Origin of the sequence: Agrobacterium sp. CFBP2214 (assembly GCF_030209895.1) — a bacterium.
Classification (GTDB): domain Bacteria; phylum Pseudomonadota; class Alphaproteobacteria; order Rhizobiales; family Rhizobiaceae; genus Agrobacterium; species Agrobacterium radiobacter.
In genome coordinates this window covers 1,112,970-1,132,059 of record NZ_JARVRC010000001.1, presented here as the reverse complement: position 1 = coordinate 1,132,059, position 19,090 = coordinate 1,112,970, and the positions used below count along the sequence as shown (strand labels likewise).

General features: G+C 57.9%; 20 protein-coding genes and 1 tRNA gene. 2 read left to right on the top strand and 19 right to left on the bottom strand.

The window, feature by feature from the left end; all coding sequences use genetic code 11:
• Positions 1–123: 123 nt before the first annotated feature.
• The 9 genes from QRN60_RS05625 to QRN60_RS05585 all read right to left on the bottom strand — a co-directional run bounded on the left by QRN60_RS05625 (position 124) and on the right by QRN60_RS05585 (position 9,366).
• On the bottom strand, positions 124–1,134 hold the full coding sequence (locus QRN60_RS05625) for an ABC transporter ATP-binding protein (RefSeq protein ID WP_035212373.1): 1,011 nt from the start codon (positions 1,132–1,134) through the stop codon (positions 124–126).
• A 12-nt stretch (positions 1,135–1,146) separates the two neighbouring features.
• The gene (locus QRN60_RS05620) at positions 1,147–2,214 is read right to left on the bottom strand and encodes an ABC transporter ATP-binding protein (protein ID WP_129565037.1); all 1,068 of its coding nucleotides are present in this window, start codon (positions 2,212–2,214) and stop codon (positions 1,147–1,149) included.
• Between the two features lie 139 nt (positions 2,215–2,353).
• Positions 2,354–3,259, bottom strand: coding sequence for an ABC transporter permease (locus QRN60_RS05615; RefSeq protein WP_111780882.1), 906 nt, complete (start codon positions 3,257–3,259; stop codon positions 2,354–2,356).
• Complete coding sequence (locus QRN60_RS05610; RefSeq protein ID WP_026363441.1) at positions 3,249–4,193, bottom strand: ABC transporter permease; 945 nt, start codon at positions 4,191–4,193, stop codon at positions 3,249–3,251. Before QRN60_RS05610 ends, QRN60_RS05615 begins: the two co-directional genes overlap by 11 nt.
• Positions 4,194–4,263: 70 nt before the next feature.
• Entirely contained in the window at positions 4,264–4,752 is a 489-nt protein-coding gene (gene cueR, locus QRN60_RS05605; RefSeq protein ID WP_284765083.1) for a Cu(I)-responsive transcriptional regulator, read from the bottom strand.
• Positions 4,753–4,763: 11 nt separating this feature from the next.
• Entirely contained in the window at positions 4,764–5,774 is a 1,011-nt protein-coding gene (locus QRN60_RS05600; protein ID WP_112977657.1) for a 2Fe-2S iron-sulfur cluster-binding protein, read from the bottom strand.
• A gap of 12 nt (positions 5,775–5,786) precedes the next feature.
• Entirely contained in the window at positions 5,787–8,291 is a 2,505-nt protein-coding gene (locus QRN60_RS05595; protein WP_087743771.1) for a heavy metal translocating P-type ATPase, read from the bottom strand.
• A gap of 365 nt (positions 8,292–8,656) precedes the next feature.
• Positions 8,657–8,794 (bottom strand): hypothetical protein, encoded by a 138-nt coding sequence (locus tag QRN60_RS05590; protein ID WP_162691449.1) that lies wholly within the window; start codon positions 8,792–8,794, stop codon positions 8,657–8,659.
• Between the two features lie 56 nt (positions 8,795–8,850).
• Entirely contained in the window at positions 8,851–9,366 is a 516-nt protein-coding gene (locus QRN60_RS05585) for a hypothetical protein (RefSeq protein ID WP_284765082.1), read from the bottom strand.
• An 88-nt stretch (positions 9,367–9,454) separates the two neighbouring features.
• Here QRN60_RS05585 and QRN60_RS05580 point away from each other — a divergent pair.
• A tRNA-Leu gene (locus tag QRN60_RS05580) sits at positions 9,455–9,539 on the top strand.
• Between the two features lie 123 nt (positions 9,540–9,662).
• Here QRN60_RS05580 and QRN60_RS05575 read toward each other — a convergent pair.
• The 5 genes from QRN60_RS05575 to QRN60_RS05555 all read right to left on the bottom strand — a co-directional run bounded on the left by QRN60_RS05575 (position 9,663) and on the right by QRN60_RS05555 (position 13,061).
• A complete protein-coding gene (locus QRN60_RS05575; RefSeq protein ID WP_111818726.1) occupies positions 9,663–10,895 on the bottom strand; it encodes a tyrosine-type recombinase/integrase in 1,233 nt (410 codons plus the stop codon).
• Positions 10,858–11,265: a winged helix DNA-binding protein gene (locus QRN60_RS05570; protein ID WP_111817225.1), complete on the bottom strand. Its 408-nt coding sequence runs from the start codon at positions 11,263–11,265 to the stop codon at positions 10,858–10,860. The genes QRN60_RS05575 and QRN60_RS05570 overlap by 38 nt, the downstream gene beginning before the upstream one ends.
• 265 nt (positions 11,266–11,530) lie before the next feature.
• A complete protein-coding gene (locus QRN60_RS05565; protein WP_284765081.1) occupies positions 11,531–12,022 on the bottom strand; it encodes a hypothetical protein in 492 nt (163 codons plus the stop codon).
• A gap of 123 nt (positions 12,023–12,145) precedes the next feature.
• The gene (locus QRN60_RS05560; protein ID WP_111818728.1) at positions 12,146–12,460 is read right to left on the bottom strand and encodes a hypothetical protein; all 315 of its coding nucleotides are present in this window, start codon (positions 12,458–12,460) and stop codon (positions 12,146–12,148) included.
• Positions 12,461–12,692: 232 nt separating this feature from the next.
• Positions 12,693–13,061, bottom strand: a complete 369-nt coding sequence (locus QRN60_RS05555) for a hypothetical protein (protein ID WP_111818729.1) — start codon at positions 13,059–13,061, stop codon at positions 12,693–12,695.
• Between the two features lie 385 nt (positions 13,062–13,446).
• Between QRN60_RS05555 and QRN60_RS05550 the strand changes: the two genes are divergently transcribed.
• On the top strand, positions 13,447–13,608 hold the full coding sequence (locus QRN60_RS05550; protein WP_162695441.1) for a hypothetical protein: 162 nt from the start codon (positions 13,447–13,449) through the stop codon (positions 13,606–13,608).
• 3 nt (positions 13,609–13,611) lie between these two features.
• Here QRN60_RS05550 and QRN60_RS05545 read toward each other — a convergent pair whose 3' ends face one another.
• The 5 genes from QRN60_RS05545 to terL form a co-directional block, all read right to left on the bottom strand.
• Positions 13,612–13,959 carry a hypothetical protein gene (locus tag QRN60_RS05545; RefSeq protein ID WP_111818730.1) on the bottom strand — a complete coding sequence of 116 codons (348 nt, stop codon included), beginning with the start codon at positions 13,957–13,959 and terminating at the stop codon, positions 13,612–13,614.
• On the bottom strand, positions 13,956–14,342 hold the full coding sequence (locus QRN60_RS05540) for a hypothetical protein (RefSeq protein ID WP_284765080.1): 387 nt from the start codon (positions 14,340–14,342) through the stop codon (positions 13,956–13,958). The genes QRN60_RS05545 and QRN60_RS05540 overlap by 4 nt, the downstream gene beginning before the upstream one ends.
• Positions 14,343–14,373: 31 nt before the next feature.
• Entirely contained in the window at positions 14,374–15,222 is an 849-nt protein-coding gene (locus QRN60_RS05535) for a hypothetical protein (protein WP_111818732.1), read from the bottom strand.
• 204 nt (positions 15,223–15,426) lie between these two features.
• Positions 15,427–15,645: a hypothetical protein gene (locus QRN60_RS05530; protein WP_111818733.1), complete on the bottom strand. Its 219-nt coding sequence runs from the start codon at positions 15,643–15,645 to the stop codon at positions 15,427–15,429.
• A gap of 1,380 nt (positions 15,646–17,025) precedes the next feature.
• Positions 17,026–18,897: a phage terminase large subunit gene (terL, locus tag QRN60_RS05525; protein WP_284765079.1), complete on the bottom strand. Its 1,872-nt coding sequence runs from the start codon at positions 18,895–18,897 to the stop codon at positions 17,026–17,028.
• Between the last annotated feature and the right edge of the window lie 193 nt (positions 18,898–19,090).

Sequence of the window (19,090 nt, the reverse complement as noted above, 5' to 3'; positions counted from 1 at the left end):
CGATTATCCATTCGAATATTATCTATTTTACGTTTTATACTCGGAATTTTATTCCGATATTAATTCGCAAACACACGATTCATCTGTTTTTACAGCAACAGAAAACTGTAACTGCGTTGTCCTTCAGCCCAATTCCCGCCAGCGATGGCAGCGGGCAAAATGCTCGCCGGAAACGCCTTCCAGAACGGGTTCCACCTCGCCGCATATCTCGGTCGCATATTTGCAGCGGGTGTGGAATTTGCATCCGTCAGGAGGATTGAGAGGGCTCGGCAAATCGCCGTCAAGAAGCATTTCCGGTGCATATAACCCCGTCTCGTCCAGCATCGACGATGCTATGAGAGCCTTGGTGTAGGGATGCTTCGGCGCCCGGAAAAGCTCCTCCCGGTCAGCGATTTCAACAACGCGCCCGAGATACATCACCGCGATGCGATCGCAGAGATAACGCACCACGCGCAGATCGTGGGAAATCATCAGAACCGTCAAACCGTGACGGCGCTTCATGTCCATCAGAAGGTTCAGTATCTGCGTCCGCATCGAGGCATCGAGCGCCGATGTCGGCTCGTCGCAGACGAGGAAGCTCGGATTGAGAAGCAGCGCACGGCCGATGACGACGCGCTGCAACTGGCCGCCGGAACACTGGCTCGGATAGCGATCATAAAAAGAGCCGTCGAGACCGACCTCTTCCAGCATCCGGAAAACCCGCGCCGTACGTTCCTCGCGGGTGCCGATGCCATGCTGGGCAAGCGGCGCTTCCATGCTCTGGCCGATACGCATGCGCGGATCGAGTGCCGAATAAGGGTCCTGAAACACCAGCTGCACCACCCGGCGCATGCGCCGCAGCGCCTCGCCCTGCATGTGCAGCATATCGTTCTGCCCGATGCTGACCTCGCCTTTGGTTGCGTGGGTCAGCCGCGTGATCAGCCCGGCAACCGTGCTTTTGCCGCATCCGGATTCACCAACGAGGCCCAGCACTTCCCCCTCGCCGATCGTCAGGGAAACATCGTCGACGGATTTCACCACACGGTGACCAAAGCCCGATATGGGATAATATTTGCAGAGGTTCTTCGCGACCACAAAGGGCCGGCTCCTGTTTTCCGCCGGTGACGGGGTCTGTGTCGTCGCTGTCGATAACATTGTCGCCCTCCCTCAGCAGACCGTGTGGCTGGCATGATCATGAGCGACATGATCGTGACCGACCGCCCAGCATCGTGCCTTGCGCCCTTCGGGCAAGGCATTCAGATCCGGTTCCGACGCCATGCAGCGGCCGCCCATGCCTGCCGAGTTGGCAAGCGTGCAGCGCGGATGAAACCGGCAGCCGCAGGACATGTCATGGGCCTGCGCGCTCGAACCGGGAATCGTCAGCAATTGCCCCTCGCTGTCGGTGGTCAGGAGTGAACAGCTGATGAGCGCCTTGGTATAGGGGTGCTGCGGCGCCTTGAGGATCGCCTGGGTCGGCCCCTCTTCGACGATACGGCCGGCATACATGACCGCAATCCGGTCCGCGAAAGCGGCGACGACCGAGAGGTCATGGGTGATGAGCAACGTGGCAAGCCGGCGCTTGCGGCGTTCGTCATCAAGCAGGCGGAGTATCTGTGCCTGAACGGTGACATCGAGCGCCGTCGTCGGTTCGTCGGCGATCAGAAGCTGCGGATTGCCTGACAGTGCGGCGGCAATCATGACACGTTGCGCCATACCGCCGGAAAGCTCGTGCGCGAAGCATTGCGCCCGTGCTGAGGGATCGGGAATGCCGACATCGGACAGGAGACCGACGACCCGGTCAAGCGCCGCGTGCCGGCTCATTTTACGGTGGATCCAGAGTGGCTCGGCAACCTGCGTCCTCACCCGGCTGGTCGGGTCGAGCATGGCCTGCGGTTGCTGGAACAGCATGCCGATATCGGCACCGCGCAGCGCGTCGAGTTCGGAGGATGAAAGAGCGAGAATATCGCGCCCGGCAAAGGAAATGCGGCCGGAATTGATTTCCGCGCCCTGCGGCAAAAGTCGCATCAGCGACAGCGCCGTCATGCTCTTGCCTGACCCGGATTCGCCGACGAGAGCGACGACTTCCCCGGCATTGACGGAAAGCGTCAGGCCCGAAATAACAAACTTGCGGCCGTTTTGCGCCGGCACAGAAACGTGCAGATCCTCGATCTCCAGAAGCGGTGCGCATTCGGGAGACATGGCCGTCTTGGCAAGCGTTTGTCCTTCGATATTCATAAGAGTTCCCCTTATTTTTATTGAATCGGAGGCATTCACGAATTTTCATGCGGCTTCAGACGATATTACTCTCCTTCCTGTTCCGTTGCGTCACGTATGTTTGACAATCGTCAAATCCGTCATTGCCCGCCCGCAGGCGTCAATGACCGTTGGTTTTCTTTGTTTCCAGATTGAGGCCATGGCCGATCCACGTCACGCTGAGCGCTGCAAGGAAGATCGCCAGACCCGGTGCGATGACGAGGACGGGCATCCGCTCCGCATAGGCCTGCGCGTCGGCCAGCATCAGCGCCCAGTCGGCGGCCGGCGGCTGTACGCCAAGGCCCAGAAATGACAATCCGCCCACCGTGATCAGCTTGTGGCCAAAGCGCAGGAACGCCACGGCCGCAATCGGCCAGATCGTGTTCGGAATGATATGCCGGAAGATGATGAAGCGCCGTGTGCAGCCGAGCACCTCGGCGGCACGGATATATTCACGCGAATTGATCGAGAGCGTCAGCCCCCGCGCCAGCCGCGCAAAAGGTGTCCAGCCGACGATGGTCAGCGACGCGATCAGCGTTCCGTATCCCGGGCCGAAGATGGCCACGAGGAAAATCGCGATCACGACGTCAGGTATGGCGATGAGCAGGTCCACGATGCGCATCAGCACCTCGTCGAGGATGCCGCGGCTGCGGCCGCTGATGATGCCGATGAAGGTCCCGATCACGACAGAAAGAATGACGGTGATGGCGGCAATGGTGACCGTGAAGCGGCCGCCGATCAGCAGCCGGCTGAGCACATCGCGGCCCAGGTGGTCCGTTCCCAGCCAGTAGATGGCGCTTGGCGCATTCAACCGCAGACGCAGATTCTGCTTTGCCGGATCATAGGGTGAAATCCACGGCGCGATCACCAGCAGCAGGATGATGACGAGAAAAATCGCCGCTCCCGCATAGAAGGTCCAGTGCCGGCAGCGGATGAAATCCGTGAAGCGGGACAGGCTCGAGGGGCGCTTGGGCATGGTCATCGGCATGGCAGCGGCTGGCGCGCTCGGAAAGAGGCTAGTGGTCATGGTGACCTCGCATTGCTGGATTGATCAGGACATAGAAGCTGTCGGCCAGGGTATTGACCAGGATGGACAGGGCCACGATGCAGATGAAACCACCCTGCAGCATCGGGATGTCGCGATTGACCACGGCGTCGTAGAGAAGCCGGCCCATGCCGGGAATGGCGAAGATCACTTCCACGACCACCGATCCGCCAAGCAGCCCTGCAAGCCAGAGGGCAAAGAAGGTGACCACCGGCAGCGAACCGTTGCGGATGCCGTGGCGCATGACCGTGCCATGCATGCCAAGGCCGCGGCTGCGCGCCGCCGTGATATAGGGCGCGCGCAAAACCTCGGCCATGGCGGCGCGCGTCACCTGCGTGAAATAGGCGAGCGGCCGCAGCGTCAGGGTCAGCGCAGGAAGCACCAGCGAGCGCCAGCTATCCCATCCGGCCGAGGGCAACCAGCCGAGATAGAGCGCAAAGACCAGCGCCGACATGGGCGCGAACCAGTATTCGGGCGTTGCGACGAATGTCTGGATCATCAGCGTCGCGAAATTGTCCAGCCGCCCGCCCGGACGCATCGCCGCCAATGTGCCGAGCGGCAGGGCGACGGCGATCGCGAACGCCAGCGCCGTCAGCGCCAGCGTCACCGACACCCAGAGCGACCGCATAAGCTCGGCAGCGACAGGCTGGCTGCTGGTGAAGGAAAACCCAAGGTCGCCACGCAAGGCATTCGACAGCCATGCGAAATATTGCACATAAAGCGGCCGGTCGAGCCCGAGACTGGCCCGGAGCGCCTCCACTGCATGTGGATCAAGCGCCGTATCGCGCATGCGTGAAAACAGGATGGTGCGGGCCGGATCACCGCCCGCCATATAGGGCAGAAGAAACGCGATGACGGAAACGATCGCCAGCATCAGGCACAGAATAAGGAAGCGCTGTATTATCTGTATCCACATGGCCCTGTCTCCTTCACAGCAATTGGCATTTCCACTGCAATCGACGCTCGCCCCCAAAGGGAAAAGCCGCTTATTTCGCCAGGCGATGTAAATCCATCACCGGCCCGGACGTACCCTTCAGCATGCCGGACCGTTTGGGCACGACAGCCACCGGTGCAAAATCGACATTTTCGGAATGGGCCAGATCCTGAATGATCGGGCACTCCGGCTCACCATTGTCGGGGCAATAGGTTGCAAGGTTTCGAAGCGTGTCTGCCATCTCCCGAAGCGTGTGCATCTTCGCTTCCAGATCGACGACATGTTCCATGACGATGCGTTTGACATCGCAGGAGGCGCCACCCGGATCGCGCCACAGGGTCATGAGCTGCCTGATCTTTTCGATGGAAAAACCGAGATCGCGTCCGCGGCGGATGAAGCGCAGCGTTTCCAGATCATTGGCCGTATAGACCCGGTATCCGGAATCCGTGCGGTTTGCCGATTTGATCAGGCCCATCATCTCGTAATGCCTGATCATCTTTGCAGAAACACCGGAGGCGGTGGCGGCTGTGCCAATGTTCATCGATCCTGCTCCTATCTTTCCGGGGTGAAAAATACGTCTGCATGAATGTCGGCGGTGCGCATGCCGCGCGCCAGAAGCTGCGGCACCGTCGCCTCGATCATGGCCGGCGGTCCGGCAATATAGGCTTTCCAGCCATCGAGATCGTCGAAATCATCCGCCACCGCCGCACCGACATAACCGCACCTGATATCGGCATGGTCTTCATGCGAGAGAACCGGAACGAAGCTCAGATTGCCATGCCGCGCGGCAAGATCTCCGAAGCGGTCGAGCATATAGAGATCACGCTGAGCGCGCGCGCCGAAATAGACATGAACCGGGCGTTCACGGCCCGTTGCAAGTGCTGCCTCGACAACCGCCTTGACGGGGGCAAGCCCCGACCCGCCGGCAATGCCGAGGATGGGCCCACAATGTTTTTCCCGCAGGAACGAAGAACCGAAAGGCCCCACGATCGTCACGGGGTCACCAGCCCTGGCGAGCGAAAAGATGCGGCCGCTCGTCATGCCGCCGGGAACGTGCCGGATGTGAAATTCGATCAATTCCTCATCCACCCGACTGGCGATGGAATAGTCACGCGGCGAACAGTCCGCATAAAGCAGGCGCACATATTGTCCGGGCTTGAAGGCAAACTGCCCGCGCTCGTTGAGCCGGATACGGATGAGCTTGATATCATGTGTCGCATCCACCACTTCCGCCACCACGCCCTCAAAGCGGCCGGTCGGAATATCGGCGATCTCATCCGCCCCATCGAGCCAGCTGATCGTCATGTCGCTTAACGGCATGGCCCGGCAGGCGAGCGTCAGACCGTCCGCCTTTTCCTCTTCGGTCAAGGAGAAGGGCGTGTGCTTGAGAAGATCGATCTCGCCGGAAATGAGATGCGATTTGCAGGCCCCGCAGCGGCCCATGCGACAGCCATGCGGATAGGTGACGCCAGCGGCCAGCGCGGCCTGAAGCACGGTCTCCCCCTGCGCCGCCAAGATGCTGCGCCCGATCTGCGGCAGATAGATTGTGTTGCCAGGCGTCATCACATCCGCCTCCTATTCGGCCGCTGCGAGCTGCATGCCCGCCGGTCTGTCCACCAGCGGTGCACGGAAGCTTTTCAGGCGCAGCGCGTTCGTCAATACGAAGACGCTGGAAAGCGCCATGGCTCCGGCAGCAAGGACAGGCGACAGCAGAACGCCGTTGACAGGATACAATATTCCAGCCGCCACCGGAACGAGTGCAGCGTTGTAAGCGAAGGCCCAGAACAGATTCTGGCCGATATTGCGGATGGTCGCCTTGGAGAGCGCGATGGCGTTGGCAACGCCGCGCAGATCGCCAGACATCAAGACCACATCGGCACTTTCAATCGCGACATCCGTACCCGTGCCGATGGCAAGCCCGACATCGGCCGCAGCAAGCGCCGGTGCATCATTGATCCCATCCCCGACAAAGGCGACACGTCGCCCGCCGGCAGCAAGCCTTTTGACGGCCTCGACCTTGCCGTCGGGCAGCACTTCCGCCACCACCTCATCAATACCGAGACGGCGGGCTATAGCTTCGGCAGTGCGGCGATTGTCACCGGTGATCATCGTGACCTTGAGGCCCAGCGCATGCAGCGCCGCAATCGCCTCCGGGGTCGTCTGCTTGATCGGATCGGCAACGGCGATGATCGCGGCCAGCCTGCCATCGACGGCGGCATAAAGCGGCGACTGCCCTTCCCTGCCCAGCCTTTCGGCATCATCGGCAAACATCGCGACGTCATAACCGAGCTTGATCATGAACCGGTCTGCGCCCGCTTCGACCCTGCGGCCGTCAACCATGGCTGCAACACCAAAACCGGGGGTCGCCTCGAAGCCTTCCGCATTGGCAAGCGTCAGGCCGCCATGTTTCGCCGCCTCGACGATCGCCTCCGCAATCGGATGTTCGGAATGGTTCTCCAGCGAGGCGACGAGGCGAAGCACCTCATCCGCATCGAAGCCCTGCGTCGTGGTGAAATGCACCAGCTTCGGCTTGCCGAGCGTCAGGGTGCCGGTCTTGTCAACGGCAATCACGTCGGCATCGCGCAGCGTCTGAAGCGCATCGCCGCGGCGGAACAGCACGCCCATCTCGGCGGCGCGGCCGGTGCCGACCATGATCGAGGTCGGCGTGGCAAGGCCCATGGCGCAGGGACAGGCGATGATGAGAACCGCAACCGCGTTGACGAGCGCGAAGGTCAAGGCCGGATCAGGCCCAAAGATGAACCAGACGGTGAAAGTGGCGAGTGCGGCCAGCATGACAGCCGGCACGAACCAGTTGGTGACCTTGTCGACCAGCGCCTGAATGGGCAGCTTGTCGGCCTGCGCCTCCTCCACCATGCGGATGATCTGGGCGATCAGCGTATCGGCACCCACCTTGGTTGCACGGAAGGTGAAGGAGCCATTGCGGTTCACCGTGCCGCCGACAACCTCGGAACCCGCCGCCTTGGTGACCGGGACCGGCTCGCCAGTGATCATCGATTCATCGACATAAGAAGAACCGCTGAGAACCAGCCCATCGACCGGCACTTTCTCGCCGGGGCGAACGACGATCACATCGCCGGTGCGCACATCCTGCAACGGCACATCAACGGTTTCGCCATCGCGCAGCACGCGGGCGGACTTCGCCTGCAGGCCGACAAGCCGCTTTATCGCCTCGCTGGTGCGGCCTTTGGCGCGCGCTTCGAGGAATCGGCCGAGAAGGATGAGCGTGACGATAACCGCCGCCGCCTCATAATAGACATTGGCCGTGCCACGCGGCAGGATTTCGGGCAGGAAGGTTGCCACCACCGAAAATCCCCAGGCGGCGGCGGTGCCCAGTACGACGAGCGAATTCATGTCCGGCGCCAGCCTTAGCAGTGCGGGTATGCCCTTTTTAAAGAAGCGCAGGCCGGGCCCGAACAGGACCAGTGTCGTCAACACAAATTGCAGATACCAGCTTTCCTGCATGCCAACCGTTTCCATCACGAATTCATGGATGGCGGGCACCAGATGCGAACCCATCTCCAGCACGAAGACCGGCAACGTCAATGCAGCGGCCACGGCAAGGCTGATTTTCAGGCCGCGCAGTTCCGTAGCGCGTCTATCCTGCTCGACATCACCGGCCTTATCGGCGATGTTTTCCTTCGCCGTATAGCCCGCCCGCTTGATCGCCTCCGCCAAGATGGCTGCAGAGGCGGCATTGCCGGCAACGCGAATGGTGGCACGCTCGGTCGCCAGATTGACGGTCGCATCGGAAACACCGGAAACAGCCTTCAGCGCCTTTTCAACACGACCGACGCAGGAGGCGCAGGTCATACCCTCGATATCGAGTTCGATGGTTTTTTCTTCGACGCCATACCCAGCATTCCGGACCGCCGCGATCACGGCCGGCACGTCGGGCGATCCGGAAAAGGAGATATCAGCGCGTTCCGTCGCGAGATTGACCGAGGCCTTCAGAACGCCCGGCACCTTGGCAATCGCCTTTTCCACGCGGCCGACACAGGAGGCGCATGTCATGCCATCGATCGCAATCTGGTGACTCGCCCGGATCTCCATTTGTGACATGCGTACGACCCCTCTTTTCTTGTGTTAAAAAAAAGATAGGGCTTCCCATCGTGGCAAGGTCAATAGGTTCTTTTGGGTGATTTTCGAAGAAATATGCCGCTTGCTTGAGCAGGATTATTTTTTGGGCGCACCACTAGGAACAAAAGCAACCAACGCCTGAATATCAACGCGAATTGGCAATCTATCCTTGCCGCATCTGCGCTGCAGGGGCGCACTTTGTCTGTGGGTGAAGGTGGTGCGGACGGCGGGACTTGAACCCGCAAGACCAATGGTCGGCAGATTTTAAGTCTGACGTTTTGGATAAATAGAGTAGCCGTTACAGTGGCTTAACTATGTCACATTGTTATCTATCGGCACAACCTTAGTCACAGGCGGCGATTTCGACGGCCCATCCAGTAGGCCCCAAGGATAAAGGCGACCGCAAGGAATACGATCCAGCCTGTATTGAGAAGCATCAGGGGCACATAGCCGCCCCCGAGAAGATTGGTAGTGGTGTCGCCCATGGTCTGCTCCCGGTTGTGACGCCAGTAAAGCAGACCACGGAGTCTCGGTCTAGATGTCAGCCCCGATGGGCGGTCGCGTCGTCCTGCTTGCGGAGTTCCACGAGCTTCTCAATGTCGAGGTGCGGATCGAGAACCGGCACACCCTTGTAGAGGTATTGCTCACGGGCCTCGTGCTCCATGGCCGTCATCAGGGCCTTGAACACAGTTTGGACGATTTCGCTGTCCGACTTGTGCATGGAGAGGAGCCACTTGCGGCCACCCCACGGCATCGCTGCGCCGGTCACGTTGCATACCCCGTTGAGGTCCACGATCTGGGCATAGAAGTATCCCCGGCTGTCGAACTTGAAGTCCACATCCAAGCTGCCGGGAAGGCAGAGGTTGTCCTTAATGGACACCAGCCGGTCGCTGAAGCGGCGCTGTTCCATGTTCATCATGGTGGCGGCCCTCACGAGTTCCCCTTGGGAAAGCTGGCTTGAAATGTCGTATTGTGTGTAATGTGGTATAGTCTCGATCTGAGAAGGCGCGAAGATTTCCTCGATGGCCTGCAAGGCGGCTCGGTCCATCTCATCCATCGGCAGCTCGAAGGCGTCTTCTTCTGGATGTTTGGAGTTGCGCGGGTGAGCGAGGCCATGATACACGCCGGTTGCATTTCGCTCCTCTGGCCCGATGGCGAAACTGGTAGACGCACCGGACTTAAAATCCGGTTCCCTATGGAGTGCCGGTTCGATCCCGGCTCGGGCCACCATATTACCCACTTGAAGCTCCTCGGTGTCCTCGGGACGCATCAAATCGACCACCCTGTCGCGGCCTAAGAGAAGGGCTGCAATGGCGGCACTGGTGGGACCGGACATGATCATGATGTTCTTGCTCATTTCAGTAGCTCCATGGTGAAGCGGGCGACCTCTTCAGGGGTTGGCCCAGTTGATTTGAATATCTGGATTGCTCTTTGGATACGTTCTTGGTCCATGTCCCCTGCCGGGGTCTGAGGTGGTGGAGGGATCGTGGCCTCAGGCCTAGTCATGAACTTTCGTGCGTGTTCAGTCCTTTCTGCTCCGATGACGTTCAGGTAGAGTTCGGTCGTGGAGATGTTCTCGTGCCGAAGGATTTCTTGGAGTGTCTTTGTGCCCATCCCCCGGCTATCCGCAATGGCTGCAAAGGTGCGCCTGAGGGACTTCATTGTGGCCGAGGGTACATCCTGTACCCCGAGGTACTCCCGGACGTAGGCCCAACGGTCCCTCGCCTGTCTCCAGCTAATCGGGAATAGCCGCTCCCAGCCGTTCTCCTTGGAGCGCTTGATGCACTTCTGAACAAGATCGATTGAGAGGTCGAACACCGGGATCGTGTAGCCAGACTTATTGGTCTTGGTTCCGGGGACTTGGACCTTAGGTGTGGAGGTGGCGAGGCCGATGAAATGGCGCTCCCTAAGCGAGAGGCACTCCATGACACGGAAGCCCTGATAGCAGATCATCTCCACGATATCCGCAAAGAGGTCATCGCCAGTTGCCCGGAGATGCTTGATGACCTTCTCCATGTCATCCGGGCGGAGCCACCACTGCTCTTTCTTGCGTATCTGGGACCGTTCGATAGGGAGCTTCCGAAAGCTGAGCTTAGGGATGCGCTTCATGCCTATCGAGTTGAGAACGCCAAGGATCGAGAGGTGTCCGTTGATGGTGCTAGGCTCATTGCCCCTGCCCCCGAAGCCCTCATTGCGGCAGAACGTAATGAACTCGTCCAGCTCTACGGAGGTGATGTCGTCAATGTTCGGACAACCCTTGTCTTCGAACCACCCCACGATGTTCCATATGATGTTCTCGACTACCGGCTTGTAGGCCATCCCAGTCCAGTGCTGGTCTAGGCCGATCTGGGCGAGCTCCCTAAGGGTGCCGGTCTTGGAGGAGGATGTCTTCTTCTTGATGCGGGGCCGGTCATGAGGACCAACCGGCCACTTTCCGTATACTTCGAGGGCCTCTACGATTTGATCGTGGGCCGCCCTCGCTTCGGTCTCTGTTGAAAAGGACTTGCGGATACGCCTGAAGCCCTCCAAAGCAGAGGTGTCGGTTACGTCAACTTGCCATGACGTCCCCCTCGGTTTGATTGTCATCCTGATCTCCGAGAATATATCTGAGGCGATCCATCAAGGCCCTGCCTTTGTGGGTCAGCTTCACGGTTTTCTGTCGTCTGTTGAGGATGTACACTTCGGTCTCCACGAGGCCGAGGCCGGGGACTCCTGTGCGCTCTTCTTCACCCAGATACCTGAGGTGTCTTGATACAGTGGTGTAGGGCAGTCCTATCTTCTCGGACAGCTCAAGTATCGTGATGGGTGTTCCGGGCTGCTCCTCGCTGTGTCTCCACAGGAAGCACCCCAAGAGGGTATTCACGATGGATATTGGCATCTCCGGACGCTGATCCATCAGGAGCCGGTTCACTTCGAAAAGTGCCCGTACCCTCTTATTCTCACCTATTGTCGCCATGTGGTGATGAGTCCCTTTAACCGGCTGATTTCATTCATTTGATTTCGACATCGCAATATGCCACGCTCCACACCATACCAGAATGTTATCGAAGCGCAATCCGCTGTGCCGCTCGATTTCGAAGAGCCAAGAGGAGACTTCCCATAAGGGTCGTTCCCTGTCCCAGCGTTCAATTGCAATGTCCCAGCCTAATAGTCTCATCTAATCCTCTGATGTACCAAGAGAAACCGGGGGACAGCCAAGAGCCATCCCCCAGAGTACATGACTAGCCGTTGACGGCCTGCCGCTCGACATCCTCAAAGGACTTGCCTTCGACCTCGGCAAGGGTCTCCTCGTCCGTGGGGTTCTTGCGGTACTCGTCGGCGATGAGGGCTTCGTGGGTGGCCCCTTCGATGGCCTTGTCGAAAGCATCGGCGTCGGTATCGATGTTGAGGAGGTTGGCGAGGTTCTCGGAACGCCACTGGTTGTCGGCGTCGATCTCCACGAGGTCACCTTCCTGATCCACAGCGACCCATCCGAGGTCCTTGTATTCGATGGCATCCGGGGTGCCGAGTTTCAGGAAGGCAGTCTCACCGATACGCTGGGTGTACCATGTGCGGCGCTCCTGAAGGTTGGCATTGACGAGAGCCTCTTCGGCCCACTCCGGGAGTTCCTCGCTGTGGTCGTCGCGGATGATCTCGCCGGTAATGGCGCTGATGAAGAAACCGCCTTCCTGTCCTTCGGTGTGGATCAGAATGCGGTCATTGTGCTTGGTCATTTGGTATTCCTTTTCGATGGTCATGAAGTTGTCCCTTGAAGAGTGAAGGCAGGAGGAGGCAAAGGACGAAATCCCCCTCCCGCCCCTTAGGGTCACCCCACTGGGCGACACCGTATGAGCACATCAAGCGGCCTTCGGCTCGGCCTGATGGTTATGCGCGAAATAGTTGCGGATGAAGAACTCGGCGCTCCTTTTCGAGGGTCTTGAAGCGTCCACCCCAGAGAAAGGAGGGCCGAGCCCTTGCCCCTTCCGCTTTGTCTTCGGGTTCCACGCCCATGGCTTGCGGAACGTCCGTGCACGCCACCTGTGAGCGTTGATCTTGGTGATCTTCCCGATGGCCAACTCTGGGTTCTCCGGGTGTAAGACATAGTAACTGGTATCCACAGTAAGGGATTGATTACGCTCTTCCATCTTGTGTTTGTTCTCATTTTGTTCCATTCTTATCTCACAAGAATTTAGTCCTATCAACAGTTGATTAGGAATTATGTCCTATGATGAGTTAAGCCAATGGAATCAATTGTAGATATTTGCGGAGGATGCTGGGGATAGGGTCAGCCGAAGAGCCAACCCCATAGTTCGACCCCAGTGATGTAGACGAGACCCAGCGCAAAGCTGATGAGGCCCATGGTCCCCAGAAGTTGCATGTTGCGCATGGTGGATGGCCCCCTCGTCACTTGATACGCTGGACCTTTACGCCCACCGTCTTGGCTTCCTTGCCTGTGCCTTCCTTGATAGCACGGACGGTAAACTCCGGGTACTCCTTGCCCTCTTCGGCAAGCTTCGTCTGGTACTTCTTGATGCTGTTGTAGACCGGCTTGGGTGCCTTGAGACCCATGTAGGTCTTCGTCGGGAACTTGCCGTCCTTCGGCTCCGGGAAAGCACCCCAGTCGTACTTGCTCTTCTGGCCGCCGCCGCCGCCCTTCGGCAGCTCCGGCTCCCACTCGAAGCCATCATCGACGGCCCCGCTTGTGGTGTCCTCCGTGGTGGTCTCTTCGAGGTTCAATTCGGTATTCTGGTTCTGATCGTCTTTCCGTGCCATTGAGGTCTCTCCTTTGGTGATGATGGCGTTTCGACAAGCCGCTGTCTTGGGTCTCGTCAGATGCCCCCTCCCGTTGGTTAGGAGGGGTGACCTGATGGGGCCTTGGCGGGGTTGACGTGATTGTAGGGTTTTGGTAACTATTCGGTGTGGTAGGCCACGGGGTAATTACCCCGGAAGGCTGGGCCTCGGCGTTACGCGGATGTACTGATCCCGCTTCTTAGATAGCATACGCCGGTAGTCCAACCACATACGAAGAAGTATTCGATCCCTCTTCCTTGAGTAACGAGCAAGGAAGGACATTTGGCACAGTACTGCACTTGGTCCGAGGTAGGTCTAATAACTTCAGCTTAGAACTGTTGGCACAATAGTGTCTTGGAGTTGCCCTATGGAGATTTTCTTCCAGCCGGGCGGCGGGTTTAAGTTGAAGATTGGACCATTTGGCTTTCTTACTTTTCTCGCTGTCCTCGATCTTGTTTTTGGCGAAGGCCAAGTCGTGAGAGTGCCCGTGGATGTCATTGGGACTGTCGTTATGGCAGCCTTTCAATGAAGGTCACACTACGTCCCTCTCCCGCCATGAGAACCATGTGGTATTCTCTGGCGTCTCGACGGAGAAACTCTGCTGCCCCAGCGCCGCCCTCAAGGCATAGGCCAACTCTATGGCCTGCAAGGCAATCTCCGTGCCCATTTTGGGGAACCGTGGGTAGTTGATGAGGCCCACCCGGACACCTGCCTCAGACCCGCCGGTATATATGTACTCGGTTGGCGTAACCGTGACACAGAGACCATGGATGTCACAGAACCTTTGGCACTCCTCGCGGGCAGTCTCGTAGTCCCCGGCAATGTGGATCGTCACAGGGAATGATGGGGCATACTTGATGTCATTCGGAAGGGCGCTCATGCGGCCACCTCTGGGGCTGGACTTTTGGTGGTCTTGAGGTACTCGTCCATGGCTGTGGTGGATAGTCCCTTGTGTCGCGCCATTCGGTGCAGGTATTCCGGCCACATGTCCGGTTTGACGCAATCGTGTAGTACCTGGAGGTCGCTTAGTAGGTCTCCCTCGGTGGTGAAGAACGGTGGAAGGGCGGCAACCATGCACAGAGCCGAGGACGGGTGGCCCTCCATCACCGGATCATACGCGTCATCTGGGATCAGTATTCCAACGGTACACTTAGAGCCATCGGGAGCCCTATATTTACAGCGTTGTCCGTCGTCCCCAAGCGCCCTCTTGCCTTGCGTTAAGAGATGCACCGAAACCTTGTCGAATATTTCCTGAGGGATCATTTGGATATCCTTTGTGTGTAATGTGGTACAGTTATGCCCGGAGAATGCCCGCAAGTCTGGCGGCTTCATGTTGAACCTTCAGCGGGATCACATGGCACCCGACATGGACGGTCCCATCCGCCGAGACCCTATTGATCGCCCACCCGTCTATCCTATGGTCCTTCGCCGGGACAAACTCATGGCGGCATCGAGCACAGGCCACGGCCAGCCGGTAAAGACGCAACGCCTTCTTGAGCGATATCGTGACGCCCCATGAGGTCTGCAATTTGTCTTCCAAGACCCGGACATAAGGAATGCGGGTGTGTGGCGGGCGGACTGGTTCTCCCTTGAGCCACTTCTGGATTGTCTCGCGATCCTTGAGGTCCTTCTGGCGCTGCTCTTCCTTGCGCCGCTCGTCGGCCTCAGCAACCCATGCGCCGATGTCTTCGGGCATCTCCAAGCGCGGCTTGTCGAGTTGCCACAGGGTAGCAATGCGGTTTGCCGTCCCGATAGCCCCGGCCATTGCATCAGCATGGAAGGCTCGAAGTCCTCTTGCCCGTTTCCATTTCAGGGCCAGCTCTTCAAGAGACGCAGAGACACGATCCCAGTTGCCAGCCGCATCGAAGCTATAGGAGTCCAGCTTGGGGACATAGAGAATGTCCTCGCGGCCATATCCCAGTGCCCGTTGCACAATGGTCTTATGCTTGGAGGTGGACACCGAATAGTTGGACTGAGTGAACAAGACCACCCGCTCACCATTAGGAGCCGTCATCATCCGGGCAATCGGGAAGTGATAGCCATAGGAATAGATGGTGTCCCCTTCATAGAACATGTTGAAACCCTTGCGGGCACGTCCGGTTTGATGGGCCCAGTTGTGGGCAACCGCGTTGTGGTCAGCCATGATGTAAATCCTCTTGCTCTATCCCAGAGTTTACTAATGGGGGCCGCCCCTTGGTCCCCACGATAAGCCCTGCTAAATGCCTAAATCCCGTCCCCACGGTAATAATAAGAGCTGCATAAAGTGCACCCTTCGGTCCTCCTTTCCAACGTCAATTGTGTGTAATGTGGTATAGTTGTGGTACATCCATATGGACACACCTGCCCCTTACTTGAAGGCACCCACAATGTTCAGGATGTTGATGGTGAGGCCTACCGTCGCAATAACTGAGGCCCACACAAGGGCATGGACTGCGAACGTCGCCGTAAAGACACCCGCCTTATCCGGCATGGCCTTGAAGCGCTCATCCATCACGTCGATACGTGCGGTAAGCTTGTCGATTGACTTGGTGATCTGGTCCGCTTCGCTTGGCTTCATGTCTTCCATTGTAGCTCACTCCACGGGTCAGGCAAGCGGGCGATAATCGCGGCGGCTAACAGACAGGGAGATGGTCAGGCGGCCCAGTTTAATGAACCGTAAGCCACCGACTTTGCGGGTAGACAGATTGAAATACTTGCTCATCGCTCATGTCCTTTGAGTGATTAGTTTCGACCCTGCTTTAGGTCATCATCAGGGGGCCAGCTTCAAGCCCCGACTAATCGTCTTGCGCACCCCATCCGCTGTATCTCAAGGCCACTGTTTGACCGCCCGCGTGGGTTTCTCCAAGGCTCTGCACCCTGCCGCCCTTAACCTCTTATGCTTGGGGAGGTTTGGAAGTCCCGTATCGAGTGGCTGTGTGCCGCTTCGATGAGTGACAATATGGTAGTGTTTGGAATAATTGTCTAGTGGGTCGTCACAAAAATCATCAACAAAATGACATCATATTGAAAAACAACAGATATTTCTAACTTTGTGTCTGGATATTAGGCGGATATTCACGTCAGGAAATGAGGAAAGTTATCCATGAGTATCTCATATTGTTATCTAAATAGTCCCTCTTGCCACCTCTCTCACAGTCCCTTAAAGCATCTCCCCATGAGTCCGCCTGTCCGGTTTCCTGTGAGAAAACCTAAAGACCCCTGATGTATCTCCCCGCGCCTGTCTCTCCCCGCATGGTGACATGATGAGGCGGCATGGTGATGGACATGGAGAGTGGTCTAGCGATGGACGCGGCGGCAGCCTTGCGGCGAGACACATATAGCTGTGCTCAAAGTGACTGGAAAAAACAACTGATGCGATCCCACGAGCGAGGGCATAAAGAAATTACGCTATGAGTATCGGATGAGGGCCTAAAGAGGGCATTGTGTCCATCCACTTGTTTCCTAATCTAGTGATAAGGCTAGGAAAATCAATGTGATAGGCATCATGCAACGCCGTCCGGGGTCACATCATGGCGTCACAATCGGGTGGTGGGGTACAGGGGGGAAAGCCTGCCCTTTGGCTCGTGGTTCAACCCCTCGCGTGAGCTACCCTTGGAATATCATCCGGTACAGCGTGGAGAGGTGGTCGTAGAGGACTTGCAAGTAGAGGATGTCGAAGAGGTTGAGCACTGGAGGAAGGTCCTAAGTAAGGGGGAGGTTATCACCTCTTCATCCCCTACCCTTAGGTGTACTGTAGGCAGTCACTTTAAGCATTAATGCAAAGGGAAAACTCTAAGAAGATGAAGAGGGGAGCGATGTCTCCCAATCAAGGAGATATCCTTAGAGATATATACCTAAAGGAACCCCTGAAGAGAACTTCGTTCATATAGGGCACCTATTGTTTATGTCGTCAATCCAGCCCTCCACGCAAGATTTTTACGCGAAGAGCTAGATTTGTGACGCTTTCTTAGGTCCTTGCCCTCTGCCGTCCTGAGCGGAGCTTGCCCCTCATGACGTGCTTTAGGCGCTTCTCACCCCGGATATCGTCCTCTTCCTCGGCCAGCTTCTTCAGGAGTTCCTCCATGCGGTTCTCCTCTGCCTTCTCCGCCTGCTCCTCTGGGTGAAGACCCAGCATGTCCTTCATCATCCCAATCAGCCCAGAGAGCCCCTCAACGCGGTCATCGTGCGTCAAGCAGCCCTTCTCTCGGGTCAGTCTCGTGATCTGGTACATGAGGGAGTAGCGGTCGCGGAGGTCGGTGCCGTCTCGCTTCTGGACCTGCATATAGTCCTCTTCGAGAACCTCCTGAGCCATAACGATGCGGTGGGCCTGAAATACCGGCTCCAAGACCTCCAAGATGCGGAGTTCTTTCTGCACCTTCGAGGACCTCTCGGATGTGATCTCCGTGGCCCCCTGCTCCTCCCTTGAGAGCTTCTTGTTTATCGCCTCCCATTCAGCCTTCACGATGGGTCTGAGGAGCTGGGCGAACATGCCCTGCCCAAAGTCCTCTTCGATAAGACACTTCTGGACGCGATACGCGACGAGGAGCTTTGCAATACCCTTGAGGGTCTCTTCCCCGAAGCCATCCTGCCAGCCAGCCTGCTTGAGGACAAACGCGGTGGAGTGCAGCGCGGAGCCAATCGTCAGCGTAGTTTCGTCAGCGCCCTTACCCGATGGGTCGATATAGGCGTACACGGCCTGCCACTTTGAGAACGCCTCCGAGACGCTGGAAGGCCCGTAGGCGCGATCTCCATCCAGAGCGATGCTGTGGACCGATTTCAGCGCGAGATGCTCTCCGTTGCCCCATGCGACCGTATCAGGGCCGATCCGGCGATCCAGACTCATGGTGATGAAATCTCGGAGGCGCAGCGGATACTTATCGACATCCGAAAGGCTGGTATCGAGCATGAACTGAAGCGCAAAGGTTGCCTTGCCGTGCGACAATTCGCGGCCCAACAGGTCTTCGTCAGAGAAGCGCGAGGGCTCCACAGAGGACCCGATGAGAGACGGCTGCTTGTCGATCTTCCAGCGTACCCATGGGGCCAACTTGTCGCCATAGTTCCTCATCTGCTTGCCAGTCGGGAACCTCACGGGCCAGATGCGGATGGTATATCCACGGCGCTGAAGCACATTGTAGATGGACGCCTCGGTCTGCGGAGTACCCAGAAAGATGATCTGGCCTCCGGGCTTAATGATCGAGTCAAACTCCTTCACCCTCTCGGACAGGGTTTCCCGCATGTCTGGCGTCATGGAGTTGGTGTTGGTCTCCACGTCATCCCCAACGATGATGTCAGCACGGTAGCCGACGATCTGGGAGGTGATACCAGCGGACCAGATTGAGGGAGTTTGGTCAGGGAGAGACGGCCCTACATCAAAGGCAGTGGTGCTCTGTCGCTGTTTGGGTCCCGGAGCGAGGTGCTTCAGGAGGTCCCACTCGAAGATCAGCGTCAAGCAGAACTGCACGAAGGCCACGGAGCGCTTTCCCGAGCCCGACACAACGCCGATCTTCATCTGGGGATTGCGGAGGATGTTCCAGAGGACGTAGGCGGCAGTGATCCAGCTCTTAGCAGCCCCACGGAACGCCATAACGATCCGCCGGTCGATGACATCAGACCAGCCGTGGTGCTGAAGGTCATATGCGATGTCGAGCTGAAGGGGTGTCGGATCAGGTAGCCCCAGCTTCCGCCAGAGCAACGTCAGGAAGACGCGGAAGTCATCCTTTACGGGATCATCGAAGGTCTGAAAGCGCCAGTGGACCTTAGGGGTGGACAGCGAGGTACTAGCCTCTAGTGGTTCCTCCTTGGGAGTCACCAGAGGATCGACCAGCTTTAGGTCGGACATTCTTCCTCTTTCGTTTGGGAGGTTCCACAGGCGAGAAGGCATCACAAGGCAACCACCGGCCATGCTCAGGGTGCCGCTGCCATTCTTTCTTCGTGACCATGTGGAGGTTGTTCTTCAGGACCTTATCGGCCCAAGCGAGTGCCCCATAGGAGGCTGCCGTTGTCACCTTGACGTGAAACCCAGAGGCGCGGAT